General features: G+C 62.0%; 17 protein-coding genes. 7 read left to right on the forward strand and 10 right to left on the reverse strand.

Annotated elements, in window-relative coordinates:
- The first annotated feature begins 104 nt into the window (after window positions 1-104).
- On the forward strand, window positions 105-1,652 hold the full coding sequence (locus tag FXN63_RS04495; protein ID WP_222864001.1) for an AMP-binding protein: 1,548 nt from the start codon (window positions 105-107) through the stop codon (window positions 1,650-1,652).
- Window positions 1,653-1,834: 182 nt separating this feature from the next.
- Here FXN63_RS04495 and FXN63_RS04500 read toward each other — a convergent pair whose 3' ends face one another.
- Window positions 1,835-2,338, reverse strand: coding sequence for a hypothetical protein (locus FXN63_RS04500; RefSeq protein WP_148818937.1), 504 nt, complete (start codon window positions 2,336-2,338; stop codon window positions 1,835-1,837).
- A 269-nt stretch (window positions 2,339-2,607) separates the two neighbouring features.
- On the opposite strand from FXN63_RS04500, the gene FXN63_RS04505 reads away from it, so the two are divergent.
- The 3 genes from FXN63_RS04505 (at window position 2,608) to FXN63_RS04515 (ending at window position 5,332) form a co-directional block, all read left to right on the forward strand.
- The gene (locus FXN63_RS04505; protein WP_148813233.1) at window positions 2,608-3,429 is read left to right on the forward strand and encodes a hypothetical protein; all 822 of its coding nucleotides are present in this window, start codon (window positions 2,608-2,610) and stop codon (window positions 3,427-3,429) included.
- A complete protein-coding gene (locus tag FXN63_RS04510) occupies window positions 3,426-4,133 on the forward strand; it encodes a hypothetical protein (protein ID WP_148813236.1) in 708 nt (235 codons plus the stop codon). The genes FXN63_RS04505 and FXN63_RS04510 overlap by 4 nt, the downstream gene beginning before the upstream one ends.
- Before the next feature lie 107 nt (window positions 4,134-4,240).
- Window positions 4,241-5,332, forward strand: a complete 1,092-nt coding sequence (locus FXN63_RS04515) for an ATP-grasp domain-containing protein (RefSeq protein WP_148813238.1) — start codon at window positions 4,241-4,243, stop codon at window positions 5,330-5,332.
- A 21-nt stretch (window positions 5,333-5,353) separates the two neighbouring features.
- Here the strand turns inward: FXN63_RS04515 and FXN63_RS04520 are convergent, their stop codons facing one another.
- The 6 genes from FXN63_RS04520 to FXN63_RS04545 form a co-directional block, all read right to left on the reverse strand.
- Window positions 5,354-6,379 carry a sterol desaturase family protein gene (locus tag FXN63_RS04520; protein ID WP_148813240.1) on the reverse strand — a complete coding sequence of 342 codons (1,026 nt, stop codon included), beginning with the start codon at window positions 6,377-6,379 and terminating at the stop codon, window positions 5,354-5,356.
- Window positions 6,380-6,394: 15 nt separating this feature from the next.
- Window positions 6,395-7,162, reverse strand: a complete 768-nt coding sequence (locus tag FXN63_RS04525) for a polysaccharide deacetylase family protein (protein ID WP_425468719.1) — start codon at window positions 7,160-7,162, stop codon at window positions 6,395-6,397.
- A 64-nt stretch (window positions 7,163-7,226) separates the two neighbouring features.
- Window positions 7,227-8,216 carry a YncE family protein gene (locus FXN63_RS04530; protein WP_246165030.1) on the reverse strand — a complete coding sequence of 330 codons (990 nt, stop codon included), beginning with the start codon at window positions 8,214-8,216 and terminating at the stop codon, window positions 7,227-7,229.
- Between the two features lie 166 nt (window positions 8,217-8,382).
- Window positions 8,383-9,570, reverse strand: coding sequence for an MFS transporter (locus FXN63_RS04535; protein ID WP_148813245.1), 1,188 nt, complete (start codon window positions 9,568-9,570; stop codon window positions 8,383-8,385).
- A gap of 2 nt (window positions 9,571-9,572) precedes the next feature.
- On the reverse strand, window positions 9,573-10,043 hold the full coding sequence (locus tag FXN63_RS04540; RefSeq protein ID WP_148813247.1) for a CopD family protein: 471 nt from the start codon (window positions 10,041-10,043) through the stop codon (window positions 9,573-9,575).
- 96 nt (window positions 10,044-10,139) lie between these two features.
- Window positions 10,140-11,108 (reverse strand): 3-hydroxyacyl-CoA dehydrogenase NAD-binding domain-containing protein, encoded by a 969-nt coding sequence (locus FXN63_RS04545; RefSeq protein WP_187395100.1) that lies wholly within the window; start codon window positions 11,106-11,108, stop codon window positions 10,140-10,142.
- A gap of 31 nt (window positions 11,109-11,139) precedes the next feature.
- Here FXN63_RS04545 and FXN63_RS04550 point away from each other — a divergent pair, with 31 nt between their 5' ends.
- A complete protein-coding gene (locus FXN63_RS04550) occupies window positions 11,140-11,622 on the forward strand; it encodes a DUF2244 domain-containing protein (protein WP_187395101.1) in 483 nt (160 codons plus the stop codon).
- Between the two features lie 75 nt (window positions 11,623-11,697).
- On the opposite strand, the gene FXN63_RS04555 is transcribed toward FXN63_RS04550, so the two are convergent.
- Window positions 11,698-12,573: an alpha/beta fold hydrolase gene (locus tag FXN63_RS04555; protein ID WP_148813252.1), complete on the reverse strand. Its 876-nt coding sequence runs from the start codon at window positions 12,571-12,573 to the stop codon at window positions 11,698-11,700.
- A gap of 265 nt (window positions 12,574-12,838) precedes the next feature.
- On the opposite strand from FXN63_RS04555, the gene FXN63_RS04560 reads away from it, so the two are divergent.
- Together FXN63_RS04560 and FXN63_RS04565 are read left to right on the forward strand one after the other, a co-directional pair.
- Window positions 12,839-13,924, forward strand: a complete 1,086-nt coding sequence (locus FXN63_RS04560) for a calcium:cation antiporter (RefSeq protein WP_148813254.1) — start codon at window positions 12,839-12,841, stop codon at window positions 13,922-13,924.
- Window positions 13,925-13,952: 28 nt separating this feature from the next.
- Window positions 13,953-14,246 carry a hypothetical protein gene (locus FXN63_RS04565; protein WP_148813256.1) on the forward strand — a complete coding sequence of 98 codons (294 nt, stop codon included), beginning with the start codon at window positions 13,953-13,955 and terminating at the stop codon, window positions 14,244-14,246.
- 104 nt (window positions 14,247-14,350) lie between these two features.
- Here FXN63_RS04565 and FXN63_RS04570 read toward each other — a convergent pair whose 3' ends face one another.
- Complete coding sequence (locus FXN63_RS04570) at window positions 14,351-15,058, reverse strand: glutathione S-transferase (protein ID WP_148818941.1); 708 nt, start codon at window positions 15,056-15,058, stop codon at window positions 14,351-14,353.
- Window positions 15,059-15,156: 98 nt separating this feature from the next.
- Entirely contained in the window at window positions 15,157-15,597 is a 441-nt protein-coding gene (locus FXN63_RS04575) for a GNAT family acetyltransferase (protein ID WP_148813258.1), read from the reverse strand.
- Window positions 15,598-15,730: the final 133 nt, after the last annotated feature.

Consider the following 15,730-nt stretch of genomic DNA (forward strand, 5'->3'; position numbering starts at 1 on the left):
CGGTGGATTCCCTACTGGCTCGATGATCGCGGCCTTTTCATACTCTGGGCCAGCATCAGCTGGCCCAATTCATTTCAGGGCCGCGTACACATCACCAGGGAGACATGATGGGCGTCATTGCCTTTTTCGATCGCGGGGCGAGCCTCTACCCGGATCGCGAATGCTTCATCGACGCGACCGGCGCGCGCACTTACCGCGAGGTTCGCACTCGCGTGCAGCGCATTGCCAACGCCTTGTACGCAAATGGCTTCCAGGCCGGGCAGAAAATCGGCTTGCTCAGCCCGAACAGCAGCTCGGGTTTCGAGTCCATGCTGGCTGCCTATCGTGCGGGTGGGGTCTTCGTGCCGTTGGGCGCACAGGCCCACATCGACGAGAACATTTTCAGCATGCACCGTGCGGAAGTGTCGGTGCTGTTTTTCCACAGTTCCAAAGCGGCTTATCTGGACGCGCTGCAAGCCGGTTGCCCGAGCCTGACGCTGCCCGTGTGCATCGACGCCAAGCTTCCCGGTGTTGCGTCGCTGGAAGAGTGGATCGCCACCGATTACCCCGCTGCGCCGCAGGTCGTCGAGACACCTGATCGCGTCGTGAGCATCTACCAGACGGGTGGCACCACCGGTCGGCCCAAAGGCTGCGTATTCACCACGCTGACCTGGGACACGCTGGCCGCCAATTTCCACGCGCACATCCCGGTCGAAACGCCGCCGGTTTTCCTGGCCGTGCCGCCGATCACGCACGGTGCCGGCTGCACGGCCATTCCGATGCTGTCCAAAGGCGGCACGACCATTCTGCAGCCCGGCTTCGAGGCCGAGGCCGTGCTGAAGGCCATCGAGACGCACCGCGTCACACACCTGTGGCTGCCGCCGACCGCGATCTACATGCTGTTGACGCATCCGTCGCTGCACAAGTATGACTACTCGTCGCTGAAGTACTTCATGTATTCCGCCGCGCCGATGTCGGTGGATAAGCTCAAAGAGTGCATCGCGGTCTTTGGCAACGTCATGGTGCAGGTCTACGGTCAGGCCGAGGCCCCCATGTTTGCGACCTGCCTGAACAGCGCCGAACATGCGATTGCTGAAGACGGCACTCACCGCCTGGCAAGCTGCGGCAGGCCCATGGTCTTCACCCCATTGGAGATCATGGATGAGGACGGCAAGCTGCTTGGCCCGAACGAGCGTGGCGAGGTGGTGCTGGGCGGAAACCTGGTGATGGCTGGGTATTACCAAGACCCGGACGCTACCAAAGAAGCCATGGCGCACGGCTGGCTGCACACCGGCGACATTGGCTACAAGGACGAGCAGGGCTACGTGTTCCTGATCGACCGCAAGAAGCGCCTGATCATCACCGGTGGCTTCAACGTCTACCCCGGCGAAGTCGAGCGTGTGTTGCTGGGCCATCCGGCCGTGCAGGATTGCGCGGTGGTCGGCGTGCCTGACGAGAAATGGGGCGAGGCAGTGAGGGCCGTGCTGGAACTCAAACCCGGCGCATCGGCCGATGCGGAAGAAGTCATCCGCTTCTGCAAGGACCAGCTGGGGCCGGTGAAGTCACCCAAGACCGTGGAGTTCCGCGACAGCCTGCCGCGCACCTCGGTCGGCAAGGTGGACGCCAAGGCGATTCGTGCGCCGTATTGGGAAAGTACGGGCCGCATGATTTAAGCGGGTCTGATCTAGGCGGGTCTGTCTTAAGCAGGTCTGTCTTAAGCAGGTCTGTTTTAAGCAGGCCTGTTGATACGTCCGGTGCGCAAGGTACCGGACGTTCACTGCACTTGCCGCCACGGCATGCACCGTGGACTCACGCCGCCCGGGCGTGGCGGGGCATCAATAACGCATCCGTTATATCAGCGACCCGGTTTCTTGAAATCGGCGTCTATCCACGAGGTGGCGCTGTTCACGTTCAGCTTGAACCCCGGCGACACACTGACCTGGGCCAGCTGTTCGTCGTAGGCGTCAAAGGCCGTCAGCAGCGCATAGGGTTCATATTCGTCGGGCACGATATCCAGCGTGACCCGAACGCGCCCGGCGTCGGTATTGATCACCACGTTCTTGTGCATGATCGCGTGCAGTTGCTGCTCGTGGCGGCGCAGCACTTCGGCGGCCGTCTTCACCAGCGTATTGAACGCAGCGGTGTCCAGCGGCTTGGGGTTCTTCTTGTCGCGGCCCATGGTCCACGGACCAACCAGCGCCGGTTCGGCTTCGCCGTCCTTGGTCATGGACACCGCCCAGCCATCATCGTCTTCATTCTTGATGACCTGCGCCGTCCAGCCCACATCGCGCCAGGTGCGCGGCGAGTGAATCACATCGGGTGTGGACGTGTCTTCGTCCTGGTCTGATGATGGGTCGATGGAAGAAAGGGCTGGGTCGGGATGCGAAGAAGTCACTGCGTGGCGGGCTCTCGGTCTGGTCGATGAAGATACGCGAAGAACCGATGATTTTACCCGCCATTCGATGCTAGAGCGACCCGCTGCGTCGCATCGGTCATAGTTTTGTCCGGATCATTGCGTTGGGCGGCAGGGCGTGGCGCGCAGATCTCGAACAGGGTGTCAGCGCAAGCGGCGTCATGTGCGTTATGGTCCACACCTCGTTGCCGATTTACGTTCTTTCTGGAGATGTCATGAGACGTGTTGCCACCGCATGTGGCTTGTTTTTGCTGCTGCTGAGCGTGGTGTTGCTGGTGACGGCAATCAATACGCCGCGCTACACCGATGCTGCGGCATTTCGTCAGGGTGTGGATGCGCTTGCTGCGATCGAGGCCAGGGAATCTACGGCCCATGCTGCGGCGATGCAGAAAGACCTGCAAAGCATGACAAAGGATGAGGACCAGAAGCTTCGGCTTCGCATGCAAGCCACCTATGACGACCTGGAAAAGAAATATCACGGCTTGCTCGACACCTACGAAAGCAATAAATCCAAGCTTCTGGATTACGGCGGTACCGCGCTGGTGATGGCGCTGGTGCTGCTGATGGCCGGTGTTTTCAGCCGAACACCATCGAGGCGCGTGCAGTTGCATCTGTGCCTGTTCGCCGCAGCCTTGCTGACGTTTGGCGCGTTCGTGTTCGGATTCTGGTTGTGGCTGGCACGCGAGCAAATTTCGCCCTGGGGGGCATTGCCTGCGCCTTACCTGGTGCTGGGCGTGCTTGGATTCGGGTTGGTGCCGGCCATCTGGGCCGCCGGGCACCTGTTGCTGGTGCCCGAGGTCTACTATCAACGCCAGCCCTTGTGGCTTGCCTTGTCGCGACGCGTCCACCCCTGGCTGGGGTTGATGAGCGTGCTGTTTGCACTCGCGACCGTGCTGAGCCTGTTCTTTGGTTTCTGGTGGTGGACGATCACCTTCCTGGTATGGACCTATGCCTACATGAGCATGGCAGCCAGCCATCGTGCCTGCCATCTGTTCGCCGATCAGGAACCCGAGTGGCCGCCGGCCTGGAACACATGATGATGAAACGTATCGCGCTGACGATTGCGGCGGTGCTGGCGGTAGTTGGTGCCGGGCTGTTGGCTTATGCCTCGATGCTGGCACCGTTCACGGATCAGCAGGAGTTCTACCGCCGTTACCTGCAATTGCAGACCGGCCAGAATGCCGAGTTTCATGGCCTGCTGCGTGAATTCCTGAGCGCCAAATACGAGCTTGTCGACTACGGGTGGACGCTGATCGTGCTGGCCGGTGTGGCGTGGCTGGTGGCGCGTTTCGGCAGCGGTGGCATCAAGTCGCCGCCCGTGCGTCGCAGCCTGGTGCGCCTTGCTTACCTGGCGGCGTTTGCGGTGTTCTTCGCGCTGGAGTTCACCGTTTTCCAGAACTACGACCGGGGCTATTACCCGCGCTGGGCCGATTCCATTGCCCCCTTGCTGGTGGGCGGCGTGCTGGTATTGCTGGTGATGCTCGGCTGGACCTTTGCCCACTTGCGCCTGCTGCCCCGCGACTATCCGGCATCGAAGCCTTTGCAACTTGCGGTGTCGGGCAAGGTCAATCCCTGGCTGATGTTGTTGTCACTGGCCGCAATTGGTCTGGCAGTGGCCGCTGCTTCGCAAGGCGCGTGGCCGTTCCTGATCGCCGGGCTGCTGTGGGCATATGTGTACGTATCGATTGCCGCCTCGCGCCGCGCAGTACAGCTTGGGCGCACGGCGGTGGTGCCGCACTGAACGCTTGACTGAGTAGGTCCGTTGTTCGGATCTGCTGTGTAATCCGCTTTCAGACCTATTCAACTTTTCCTATTCACGCGTAGTCCCGATCCATCCACGACCCTCCCATGCCCATCGCCTTTTGTCCGGACGCCCGCGCCGAGCGCATCGCCGTGCTCTACCAATCGATCTCGCCGCCCACCATCGGCGGCTTGCGCAAAGCGCCAAAACCGGGCGGTTATGCCGACAGCGGGGCAGACATTGCATATGCGCTGAAGCGCGCCGGTTATCAGGTCGTCACGCCCAAGGCCCAGCCCGACCCGGCGATGGATCTCGACTGGGTCTTTCCTGACGACGTGGCAGGCATCGTCGCGGCCCGTGCGGCGGGCGCCACGCTGCTGTGGGCCAATACCGTGCTGTTCGAGGGGCACCCGCTGGGTGCGGTCATGGGCAAGATGTGGATAGTCGGCCAGCCGCCCAAGGTCATGCATCGCATCGACGACAAGTTTGCGACCAACCTGCAATTGCGTGTGCACAGCTTGCCGGTGGCGGTATCGATTCTTGCGGCGCTGAGCGCCTCGCCCGGCGTGCAGGCGCTGGACAAGCTGGACGCGCAACGCCTGGCCACCCTGGGCCTGTTCTTCCCGATGATCGTCAAACCCGTGCGCGGGCGCGGCAGTCAGGGCGTAACCCGCGTCGACAGTTCAGCCGCGTTGCACGAGGCGGCCCAAGCGCTGCTGGAGGGTGCCGAATTCGGCGATCAACTGATCATCGAACAGTACCTGCCCGGCGAAGAACTCACCGTCACCGTGTTCCCGGCGCAAGGCGCACAGGGCGGCCGGGCCTTGCCGCCCGTGCGACGCTTCAACCATCAGGACGGCGTTGCGCCCTACAACGGCACGGTGGCCGTGGCGCACAACAGCGCGGCACTCAGCGCCGAGGCGCAACAGTCGCCTGCGGTGATGGTCGTGCTGGACGCGTGTGTGGATGCCGCGCGGGTGGTCGGGGCCCTGGCCCCGATTCGCATTGATTGCCGGCAAGACAGCCAGGGCTCTTATCGCCTGTTCGATCTGAACGCCAAACCGTACATGACAGGTGCTGGTCGCCCGGGGCGTGACGACCAGGACAGCCTGTCTGCGATTGCCGCGCGGGCGATGGGCTGGGACTACGCGGCGCTGCTGGGCGCAATGGCCAGCGGCGCGTGGCGGGTGGTGTCTTGAACGCTTAACCCGCCGCGACGGTCATGAGCTGTCGCGGCCACTCCGCTTGTCCCCACCCGCCGCCCCAGCCTGTGCGGCCGGGAAACCTGCCTTGCGATTCCCGAACATGCGCTTGAGCCCCAGCCAGTGCTGGCTGATCAAGCCACGTCCGTAGTCACGGCTGCCGTTTTCGGGCGTCTGATCATGAATGCCCGTGGGGCCGTAGTTGCCGTCATAACGCGCGGTGCCGAACAGCATGTCCCAGATCGGGAACAGCACCGCGAAGTTGTAGCCGCCCTTGAAGCCCGGTGCCGACGCGTCGTATTCGATCGAATGGTGTTTGCGGTGGAACTTCGGTCCCACCAGCAAGCGCTGCCCGATGCTGCCGAAGCTCATGCGGATGTTGGCGTGCGAGAACGATTCCACCAGCTGCGTGATGATCACGATGGCAATGAACTGACCCGGCGGAATCCCGATCAGCTGTGAAATCAGCACGATCAGCACGTCGCGGATGATGTCGTCCAGCAGGTGGTTGCGGTTGTCGCTCCACATGGTCATCTGCTGCTGGCTGTGGTGGACGGCATGCAGCTCCCACATCCATACGAAACGGTGCTGGGCCCGGTGGTAGAAGTAGTCGAACAGGTCGAACACCAGCAGATACATCAGCAGGCTGACCCATGCCAAGTCGGTCACACCGGGCCACAGGTGATCAAGCTGCCAGCCGGTCCAGCCCATGACGTGCAACTGGCCGAACACCATGTCCCACAAGGGGTCGATGGTCAGGAACAGCGCCACGCGGAAAACACCCAGACGGTGGAACAAGGTGTAGGCCACGTCTTGCCAGATGGCACGCCGGTCAGTCACGGCTTCGACCGGACGCCAGCGTTCCAGTGGCCCGATCAAGGCCAGCAGGATCAGGATCTGGATGACCCCGGCGATCAGCCACAGGGTGGCGTCGTAGCTGTCTTCGATCAGGTTGCTCAGACCCAGGTGGAACAGCGCAGGCTGCACCAGGGTTTCGAACAGCCATTCCTGAAGGGTCGAGATAAGGTTGCTGAAGAAGTCCATCGCTTGCAGATAAATTTACGGATGGCTGGCAAGCCAATCGCGATAGTCAGGATGTTGGGCCAGCGTGGCAAAGCAGAAACCTTTCTTCTGCAGCCCCACGATCAGCGGTTCCAGCACTGCCGGTGCCCAGGGGTCTTTGCGTGACCAGATGCCCAGGTGCATCAACAGAATGTCGTTCTTGCGGATCGCCGACAGCGAGCGTTCCAGCAGCTTGGCGTTGGGGTACTTCTCGCTGGGCAGTTCGTCACCCAGGAAGCCCGCATCGGTCCAGCCCACATGCGCGAACCCGCAGGCAGCAGCTGCTTTCAGCAGCGCGGGCGAGGTCTTGCCACCCGGCGCCCGGAACAAGGGCAACATGGTCTTGCCGGTCATTTCGCGGAAACGCGTGGCGGGCCTGCGAAGCTCTTCGCAGTACTGGGCTGTTGTCCATTCCGAACGCTTGCCGGTGTCTGGGCCGGCGCTGGGGCGCACACGGAATTTGCCGTCGGGCAGGTCGCCCTGCCAATACACGTGGTCGTAGGTGTGCGACGCAAAGGCATGGCCTTCGGCGGCGCGCGCTTTCCACCAGGGGGCCCAGACGTTGTCCAGGCTGCCGCCTTCGGTTTGCGTGCGTTCGTTGGCCAGGAAGAAGGTGGCGTGTACGCCGTGGCGCTTGAGGACGTCGGCAATCAGGTTGGCAACACCCATATGGCCGGTATCGATCGTCAGATACAGTGGCTTGTCACACGCCGGCGGTGCGGCGGGCGCAGCCGCTGCCAGGCCGCCTGCCAACGCCGCGCACAGCACGCTGGCACCCGCCAGCGTGGCCCGCAGTGCGCTGGTGTGCAGCACTTTGGGGTGCAGAAACTTAAAGCGTTGGCGCATGGTTCAAGGTCCACACGCCGTGCGGCGACTTGCCGACCGGGTAACGCTTGATGCTCTTGTCGGCCAGATTGATGACCGACAGCTTGCCCGCCCAGCGTGAGGTCACCAGCAAGGTCTTGCCGTCAGCCAGCACGTCCATGCAGTCCGGGCCGCCCGGTACCGGGAAGGTGTCCACGACCTTCAGCGCCTGCATGTCGATGCGGCTGATGGAATTCGCCGTGCGGTTGCTGACGAACAAGTGCTTGCCGTCGCCCTGACCCCGGAAGGCGTGGGCACCGGCAGCAGTCTTGATGCGGGTGATCAGCTTGGCCGGCGACACCGTGATGTCATAGGCTTCAACGTAGCTGTCGCCCGTCAGGGCCAGCAGCAGCACCTTGTCGTCAGGCGTGACCAGGATGTCGGCAGGGGTCTTGCCAACCGGAATCGTCCACTTCGGGGTCTGCGTGGCCAGGTCGATGGCCATCACCTGATCGCTGTCCTGCAGCGAGATGTAGGTGGTTTTGCTCTTGCTGTCGATGGCGATGTGGCTGGGCGTCTTGGGGGCCGGCACGCGCTTGACCAGCTTCAGGTCGAATCCGACCGCAGCGGGCGTCCACTGGTAAATGTCGATATGGTCGAGCCGGTTGGCAGCGGTCACGAACCATTTCATGTCCGGCGAGAAGCGCAGGTGGTACGGGTCTGAAATACCCGTGATGGTGCGCTGGATGTCACCGGTATTCGGGTCCATCAGCGTGATGCTGTCAGACAGCGCATTGGCCACCAGCAGCGATTTGCGGTCTGGCGACAGATAGATGTGATGCGGCTCTTTGCCCGTCGGTACGCGCTTGATTTCGGCGTAGGTGACCGGGTCCAGAATGCTGACGTTCGCATCGAGCGAGTTCAGCACGAAAACCGGGGGAGCAGCCAAGGCGGCGGCGCTGCAGACGAGGCTGGCAGCAAGCGCGGCAATGCGCGCAAAGGACGTAAATTTCAAGATCGATTCCAGGCAGGAAAAGCAGAACGTGCGGGTGCGCTGATTTTGGCACGCGCGGTCGCCTGCGACGAATCAAGAAACATGCGAAAACCTGACAGCCGGGCCTGCCGTTGCACCCAGGACACAGGGTATCTGACGCGGCCTGATTTTTTCCTGAACTTTCCGTTCAGCTCCGGCTGCGCAGGTACGGCACCAGGCCGACAAACAGCAGAAATGCCGAGGTAAAGAATAACCAACCGTAACCGGCGGCATCGGACAGCCCATAGTCCTGCGCTGCGCGAATGATCCAGCCAAAACCGGCTGAAATCAGCGCCGAGCCCAGGAACACAAAGGTGTTCAGCACACCAAGCCCGCGTCCGCGCACTTCCGGGCTGATCAGTTCCTTGCCTTGAGACATCACCAGCGGGTGGATGTTGGCGACCGAGAACAGCAGCGCAATCACAAAGATGCTCAGGCCCAGATTGGCGGCCGGCACGATGGCGTGGAAAGTGCCGCCCACCACGCCCGCAATCAACCAGCTGACCGCCACGTGTTTGGGTCGCCAGCGTTTGACCAGTGGTGCCAGTGAAAACGCCGCAATCAGGCCAAGCACGCTGACCACCGACATGGCCTGGCCACGCGCCACTGGGTCAAGTTCGTAGACCGCTGCCAGGTAAGGGCCGCCCCAGGCGTTGCGGAACGCACTGCCCGCCGCCATGGTGAAACACACGGGCACCAGCGGCCAGATGCCGGGCTGACGGAACAAGGTCACACACGACCATAGCGTGGTGCCCAAGGGCTGGCGCGGTGGCGGGGTGACCGGTCGGTCGTCCACCCAACGGTAGAGCGACAGCGCTGCGGCAAGCGCCAGCAGTGCCGACAGGCCCACCGAAATCCGCCAGCCAATGACCTCAGTCGCCCAGCCCAGCGGTGTGGCCGCCAGCAATGCGCCCACGCTGCCCACTGCACCGACCATTGAAATGACCTGCACATAACGATGGTCATGCAGATGCCGGGCCGCGTAATAGATCAGGCCCATGTACAAGGGCGCACAGGCGAATCCCAGGCCGGACTGCGCAATCATCGAGAAAGCAGGGTGGGGCGCTGCGGCAAACAGCAGGGCGCTGAAGATGCCGACGATCATCAGGATCATCGAGGGTCGTCCGACCCCGTAGCGATCGAACGCGATGCCCACCGGAATCTGCGCGACCGCAAAGCTCAGGAAGAACACCGAGGACAGCCAGCCGAAGCCGCTTGGACCGAGGTCCAGATCGCGACTGAGTTCTGGCGCGATCACGGCAATATAGCTGCGGAAAAACTGACTTAGCGTATAGGCCCCGGTGAGTGCCACCAGGGCCTTGGTAGTCGGAGTCATGCTCAGCCGATGAGTATCACCGCGACGATCAGTACGCCGATGACGAGGTTGACGGCGACCCAGCGCCGGATGGTGGCAAGCGCGGCACCACCGGCTGCCCAGTCCTTGGCGGCCACGGCCCGCGACATGCGCTTGTACAGCGCAAAGCGGATGTGGCCGAAGATCAGGATCATGAAGATGCCGAGCGTGGCCATGATGGTCCAGGACAGCGGCATGGCAAATTGTCCGCCGCTTTGCACCGTCTGTTTGGCGATGCGGCCCATCATCCAGCCGCCGCTGACCAGACTGAGCAGCGCGACGATGCCGACGATGTTGAAGAAGCGGCCCAGCACATCATGCATCAGGGCAAGTCGGACCGGCGGGGCATCGAGCTTGGCCACCGCCGGCCGCAAACAGAAATGGGCGAAGAACATGCCGCCGATCCAGATCACGATGGACAGCACATGGACGAACTTCAGAAGCTGGTAAAGCATGGCGATTGCCTGCTGGGCGGGAAAAACGATTATAGGCAGGGGTAGGTGAACGAATCATCCATTCACACCCCCTCTGACGATGATTTGTTGCGTGGATCAGGATTTGCGGCCGAGCGGCCCGCCCAAGGCGGCGCGCGCCTGCATGATGGCGACCAATCGCTTGTCGCGTTCACCTTCCAAAGCCGTGACGCTTTGCCCAGCTGCGACCTGATTCATTTCCTTGACCAGCTTGGCGCGCAGTTCCGGTGTCAGTTCCGGGGTGCGAAGGTCGCGCCATTGCGCCTCGAAAGCAGGCCCCAGGTGACCGATGAAGTTGTCGTAGCCGCCCGCGCCACCCGCCAGATGGAAAGAGAAGTGCGGGCCGGCTACCGCCCAGCGCAGGCCAAGCCCGTGGGTCAGCATGGCGTCCACGTCTTCCAGGCTGGCCAGGCCACTGTCGACCGCATCGATGGCTTCACGCCACAGGGCCGCTTGCAGGCGGTTGCCCAGGTGGCCCACCACTTCCTTGTGCAGACGCAGCGGCACACGGCCAAGCGACTGATAGAACGCAAATGCCTGTTCGGCTGCGGCATCGGAAGTGGCCTCGCCACGCACGATTTCCACGACCGGCATCAGGTGCGGCGGGTTGAACGGGTGGCCGACCAGCACACGGTCGGCAAAGGGCAGGCTCTCTTGCAGCAATGAGGGCGCGATGGACGACGTGGACGAGGCCAGGATCGCATCCGGTGCCAGATGCTTGCCGATCAGCGCGTACAGATCCCGCTTGAGCTCAAGCTTTTCCGGCGCGTTTTCCTGCACGAAACGGGCCCCGGTGATGGCCTCGGCCAAGTCTGTCGTGACCGTGACGGTGCCAGGGGTGGCAGCCAGTTGACCAAGCGCCTGCAAGGCTTCATGGGCGCGCGCCACATAAGGCAGCAGGGTATCGGCGACATCGGGGCGCACGTCCCAGACCCGCACCGGATGGCCGTAGCCGGAAAACAGCGCCGCCCAGCTCATGCCGATCAGGCCCGCGCCGATCACGGCAATCGGGGTCTCGGCAACAGTGGGGGTATTAGCGGGGGACATCGACTTATCTCCGAATGATAGGATTTGCGGGATGCTTTCTGCTACCGACCCGCCGCCTGCCGACCCCGCACCAGCTTTGGGCTGGTCGCTGCGGCGTCGGTTTGCCATCACGCCGCGCAGCTTCATGCAGGCCTATGCAATCCACGGGGTGATTTCCGGGGCGATTGCGATCTGCTTCGGGCTGATGCAGCTGTGGGTGATCGTGGCGTTCTGCATGTTGCAGGTCGGGGTGGTCAGCGCGTGCTACGTGCATTTTGCGCTACATGCCTTCGACGGCGAATCGATCCGCATGGCGGACGACGGCAATCTTGAAGTCGAGGTGGTGCGTGGGCGCGATATTTCGTTCCATCAGTTCAACCCGGCCTGGACGCGGGTGGAACGTGGCGGCAAGGACAGCGCCCGACTTTACCTGTGCAGCGGAAACCAGCGGGTGGAAGTTGGACATTTCCTGACCCCCGTCCGCCGGCATGCGCTTGAGCGGGAATTGCGCCGGGCGCTGCGGCAGTTTCGTTGATGGCTTGGCAACTGGACGCATGACTGGTCGCCTCATTAGGCGCAAGCTTGGAATCCACGGACGCAGAAAATTGCCTCAACGCAGCCAGCCCAGCACGGCATCGGCCACGATGCACGGTTGCTCGCGCTGCGGAAAATGTCCTGCCCGTGGCACCACCACCCGTTGGTAGGGGCCGCTGAAGAACGCTTCCTTGCCTGCTGAGGTTGCAGCCGGATTGCAGGTGTCGCCGTCGCCATGCAACACCAGGGTCGGCACGCTGATGATGCTGCGTGCGGCCAAGGCTTCATCCATGACTTGGTACGCAGGATCTGAAGGCGCAAGCCCCCAGCGATGACGGTAGTAGTGGATCACCACCTCGGCCCAGTCTGGATTGTCGAAGGCGGCTGCAGTGCGTTCGAAGGTGTCGTCGTCGAACTGCCAGTCGGGTGACCAGGTCTGCCAGATGAAACGGGTGAACCCGCGTCGGTCGTCGCGCAGGGCCTGCGCGCCGCGCTCGGTGGCCAGGTACCAGTGATACCAGAAGTTGCGCGCCTGATCGATGCCCAGCGGCTGATTGAAGTTACCGCCCGTCCAGCCGAACGACATGGCCACGCAGCGCTGCACCCGGTCTGGGGCGACCAGCGCGAGGTTGTAAGCAATGCGTCCGCCCCAGTCGTGTCCAACCACCGAGAAGCGCGACAGCTGCAAGCCGCTGGCGAAATCCAGAATGTCGGTGACCAGCGCGCTCATCTGCCCGCTGCGCGGCGTGTCGGTATTAAGAAATGTCGTATCGCCACAGCCGCGCAAGGCAGGCACGATGACCCGTTTGCCCTCGGCCAGCAGTTGCTGTCGCAGGTGGTCCCAGGTGTGTGGGTCATCAGGCCAACCATGCAGCAACAATACTGGCGGCGCATCCTTTGGGCCGTCGTCGGTATAGGCAATGCGTAGCTTGTCAGTGTCGAGGTGGGGCATGGCGTACTCCGAGAACGGGCAGCAGAGCGGAACAGGAAGTACAGGCGAAAAAGCAGCCAGGCGGGCGCGACGATAAGTGCTCAGAATCCGCCGCATGAAGCACATCGTCCAGCGTGCCCGATGCAGACGCTGAACGGGTCGATGCTAGTGCCACTTCCTGGCTTGTTGCGGTAAAGCGCGGGAAAACCATGTGTAACGTGTCTGGGCGATGCCCCGCACTACACTGCCTTGCCCCCCACACCACACAACATCCCGCGCAGCACCCATGTCCAGCTTTATCAAGCAAGAACGTCTTCTTCTGGTGGCGACTGTCGCGGCCGCCCTGGGCTATGGCTTCGAGCACGCCTTTCTGTCGCAGGGCCGGGTGGTGGCCCTGGTGGTGTCGCTGCTGCTGATTGCCGCCATCTTGCTGGCTTCGATGCGTGTTGCCCATCATGCCGAACTGCTGGCTGAAAAAGTTGGCGACCCATACGGCACCATGATCCTGACCTTGTCGGCGGTATTGGTCGAAGTGGTGGTGCTGGCGATCATGATGACGCACGAGCCATCGCCCACCCTGGTGCGCGACACGATCTACGCCGCCGTGATGCTCGACATCAACGGCATTCTGGGCCTGGCCGCGATCATCGGCGGGCTCAAACATGGCGAGCAACCGTACAACGATGATTCCGCGCGTACTTACAGCGTGATGATCCTGACTGCCATGGGCATCTCCATGGTGGTGCCGGAATTCATTCCCGAGGCCTCGTGGCACGCGTATTCGGCCTTCACGATTGGCGCGATGGTGGTCTTGTACGCAGTGTTCCTGCGCATGCAGACCACCGATCACAGCTACTTCTTCAGCTACAACTACCCCGAGAAGAAACGCAAGGAAGGCGCTGTCGACCATGCGCCTGTCAGCTTGTCCGGGTCGATTGGCGTGATGATCGGCGGCGTGGTGGTGGTGGGTGCGCTGGCGGAACTGATGTCCAAGTCACTTAGCCTGGGCTTGCAGGGCAGTGGCGCACCGCCCATGTTGATTGCGTTGGTCGTGGCAAGCATTTCGGCTGGCCCGGAGATATTGACCGCCTTGCGTGCCGCGCTGGCCAACCGCATGCAGTCGGTGGTGAACATTGCCATGGGTGCGTCGCTGTCCACGGTGATTCTGACGGTGCCGGTGATGGAAGCGATTGCGCTGTATTCCGGCGAACCCTTCCAGATGGCGATGACACCGGTACAGACCGTGATGGTGTTCATCACGCTGATTGTGGCCGCCATCAATCTGAACGACGGTGAGACCAACGCCATCGAGGGCATGACGCACTTTGTACTGTTTGCCACCTTCCTGATGTTGATGGCGCTTGGGCTTTGATTTTCCTTTTACACGCTGGTGAGAACGCATGAACGCTGACGGATTTTTCGAATGGCTGGGCAGCACCCTTGGGTCGGTGATCCGAACCATCGTTGACGCATTGCGGGCGGTGTTCGGTGGGCTGGGCGGCGCGATCCGCGATTTTTCCGATGGCATGGCGCGCGCCATCGGCATGGCACCGTCGACCTTCAATTTTGCGGTGCTGCTGATTGGTTTGTTGTTGCTGTACGCCGCGATTCGCGCCTTCATGAGCCGCTCGGTGATCGGCGGCCTGATCTGGCTGGTGTTGGCGGTGCTGGTGCTGGGCAGCTTGATCGGATGATGAATGCGGGCGACCCGCGTTGGTGCAATGACCGGGCGGAAAGCGTGTCAGCGGGTTCGCCGTTGGCCCGATAGTGAGTTGCAGACACTACCGGTGCTTAACGTTCACTCGCCATCCAACTCTGGGTAATGACGGAAAATGCCCTCGCCAAAGGGCAGATGGCGCGGGCTGGCAAAGTAGTTCTGCAACTCGGGCAGGTCTGCCACACCTTGGTAAAGCGCCATCACCTTCGGGTAGCCGGGCGCAAGCGTTTTCATCCGTTTGGGAAACGCGAAAAGCAAACCCTTGACCAGCTGATACAGCGACAGGTCTGCGTAAGTCCAGCGTGTTCCTGCCAGCCACGCACCGTCTGCCAGCGCATGTTCAAAGTAGTCCAGAAACTTCGGCATGCGCGCTGAGCGAAACACGTCTGCACGTTGCGCGGCTTCTGGCTTTTGCTCTTCGTAATAACGTGCAGCATCGATCGGGTGGTGCGTGTCGTGCGCTTCCGCCACCATGTCGGCAATGGTCAACTGCAATTGGTTGACCCACAGCCGCCCGGCGACATCGCGGGGAGCTAAATCGTGCCGTTCGCCCAGGAACAGCAGGATATTGGCAGTCTGGGCAATGGTGATGCCATCGGCCACCAGATAGGGCGGTGCGAAGGGCGGTTGTGCACGCTGGCCGGATTGCATGTGCTTGACCAGACCCTCGTCGCCGATGGCCGGATCGCGGGCGCATTCCTTGTACGCAATACCGCCAGCTTCCAAGGCCAAGCGAACGAATTCACCGCGGCCGGGAATGCCTGTCCAATACCAAAATTCGTACGGCATCATTACGCTCCGTGAAGGTTGATACGGTCAGGAAACTGGCCGCTGGTGTGTCAAGCTGTCGGTGAATCGATCTTGATGGTGACCAGGCCGCGCCAAGGTCAGACCGGGCCAGGACCATCCGGAATCAGCCGCTTGCCCAGGCTGACGGCATCGTCGCGCTTGTAGCCAAGCCGATCGTAAAAAGCCAGCACCTGTTCATTGCTGGTGCGAACCATCAGGTTGATCTTGGGGCAGCCCAGCGCTGTCAGCCGTTGCTCGGCAGCGTCCATCAGCGTGCGTCCGATCGCCAGCTTTCGATGTGCCTGTGCCACTGCCAGGTAATACACCCAGCCGCGATGCCCGTCATAGCCAACCATGGCGGTGGCCACCACTTGCTCGTCAATCGTGCCGACCAGGAACAATTCGGGTTGCTGAGTCAGCTTGCGCGCAATGTCTCGTTGCGGGTCGTTCCAGGGTCGGACCAGACCACATTCATGCCACAGGGCGATGACTGCGGACTCGTCATCGGGATGGAAACTGCGCAAGCTGAGCGTGGACATACGACAAGACCCAAAGCAGCCATGATAGCGGAGGGAGTGTTGCGTCATGGTTGCTTGCGGGGTTGCTTCATAGCTTGCTTCGGGCTTGCTTCAAGCAGGGCAGCATCAGGCGTTGAAACCTGTGCCAAACCCT

The organism is Pigmentiphaga aceris (genome assembly GCF_008119665.1).
GTDB classification, from domain to species: Bacteria; Pseudomonadota; Gammaproteobacteria; order Burkholderiales; family Burkholderiaceae_B; genus Pigmentiphaga; species Pigmentiphaga aceris.

Excerpts from the sequence above, each read along its gene's own strand:
- FXN63_RS04540 (WP_148813247.1), bottom strand. The coding sequence starts at position 10,043 with ATGCTTTACCAGCTTCTGAAGTTCGTCCATGTGCTGTCCATCGTGATC.
- FXN63_RS04520 (WP_148813240.1), bottom strand. The coding sequence starts at position 6,379 with ATGGACTTCTTCAGCAACCTTATCTCGACCCTTCAGGAATGGCTGTTC.
- FXN63_RS04575 (WP_148813258.1), bottom strand. The coding sequence starts at position 15,597 with ATGTCCACGCTCAGCTTGCGCAGTTTCCATCCCGATGACGAGTCCGCA.
- FXN63_RS04570 (WP_148818941.1), bottom strand. The coding sequence starts at position 15,058 with ATGCCGTACGAATTTTGGTATTGGACAGGCATTCCCGGCCGCGGTGAA.
- FXN63_RS04505 (WP_148813233.1), top strand. The coding sequence starts at position 2,608 with ATGAGACGTGTTGCCACCGCATGTGGCTTGTTTTTGCTGCTGCTGAGC.
- FXN63_RS04510 (WP_148813236.1), top strand. The coding sequence starts at position 3,426 with ATGATGATGAAACGTATCGCGCTGACGATTGCGGCGGTGCTGGCGGTA.
- FXN63_RS04515 (WP_148813238.1), top strand. The coding sequence starts at position 4,241 with ATGCCCATCGCCTTTTGTCCGGACGCCCGCGCCGAGCGCATCGCCGTG.
- FXN63_RS04545 (WP_187395100.1), bottom strand. The coding sequence starts at position 11,108 with ATGTCCCCCGCTAATACCCCCACTGTTGCCGAGACCCCGATTGCCGTG.
- FXN63_RS04560 (WP_148813254.1), top strand. The coding sequence starts at position 12,839 with ATGTCCAGCTTTATCAAGCAAGAACGTCTTCTTCTGGTGGCGACTGTC.
- FXN63_RS04535 (WP_148813245.1), bottom strand. The coding sequence starts at position 9,570 with ATGACTCCGACTACCAAGGCCCTGGTGGCACTCACCGGGGCCTATACG.
- FXN63_RS04550 (WP_187395101.1), top strand. The coding sequence starts at position 11,140 with ATGCTTTCTGCTACCGACCCGCCGCCTGCCGACCCCGCACCAGCTTTG.
- FXN63_RS04495 (WP_222864001.1), top strand. The coding sequence starts at position 105 with ATGATGGGCGTCATTGCCTTTTTCGATCGCGGGGCGAGCCTCTACCCG.
- FXN63_RS04555 (WP_148813252.1), bottom strand. The coding sequence starts at position 12,573 with ATGCCCCACCTCGACACTGACAAGCTACGCATTGCCTATACCGACGAC.
- FXN63_RS04565 (WP_148813256.1), top strand. The coding sequence starts at position 13,953 with ATGAACGCTGACGGATTTTTCGAATGGCTGGGCAGCACCCTTGGGTCG.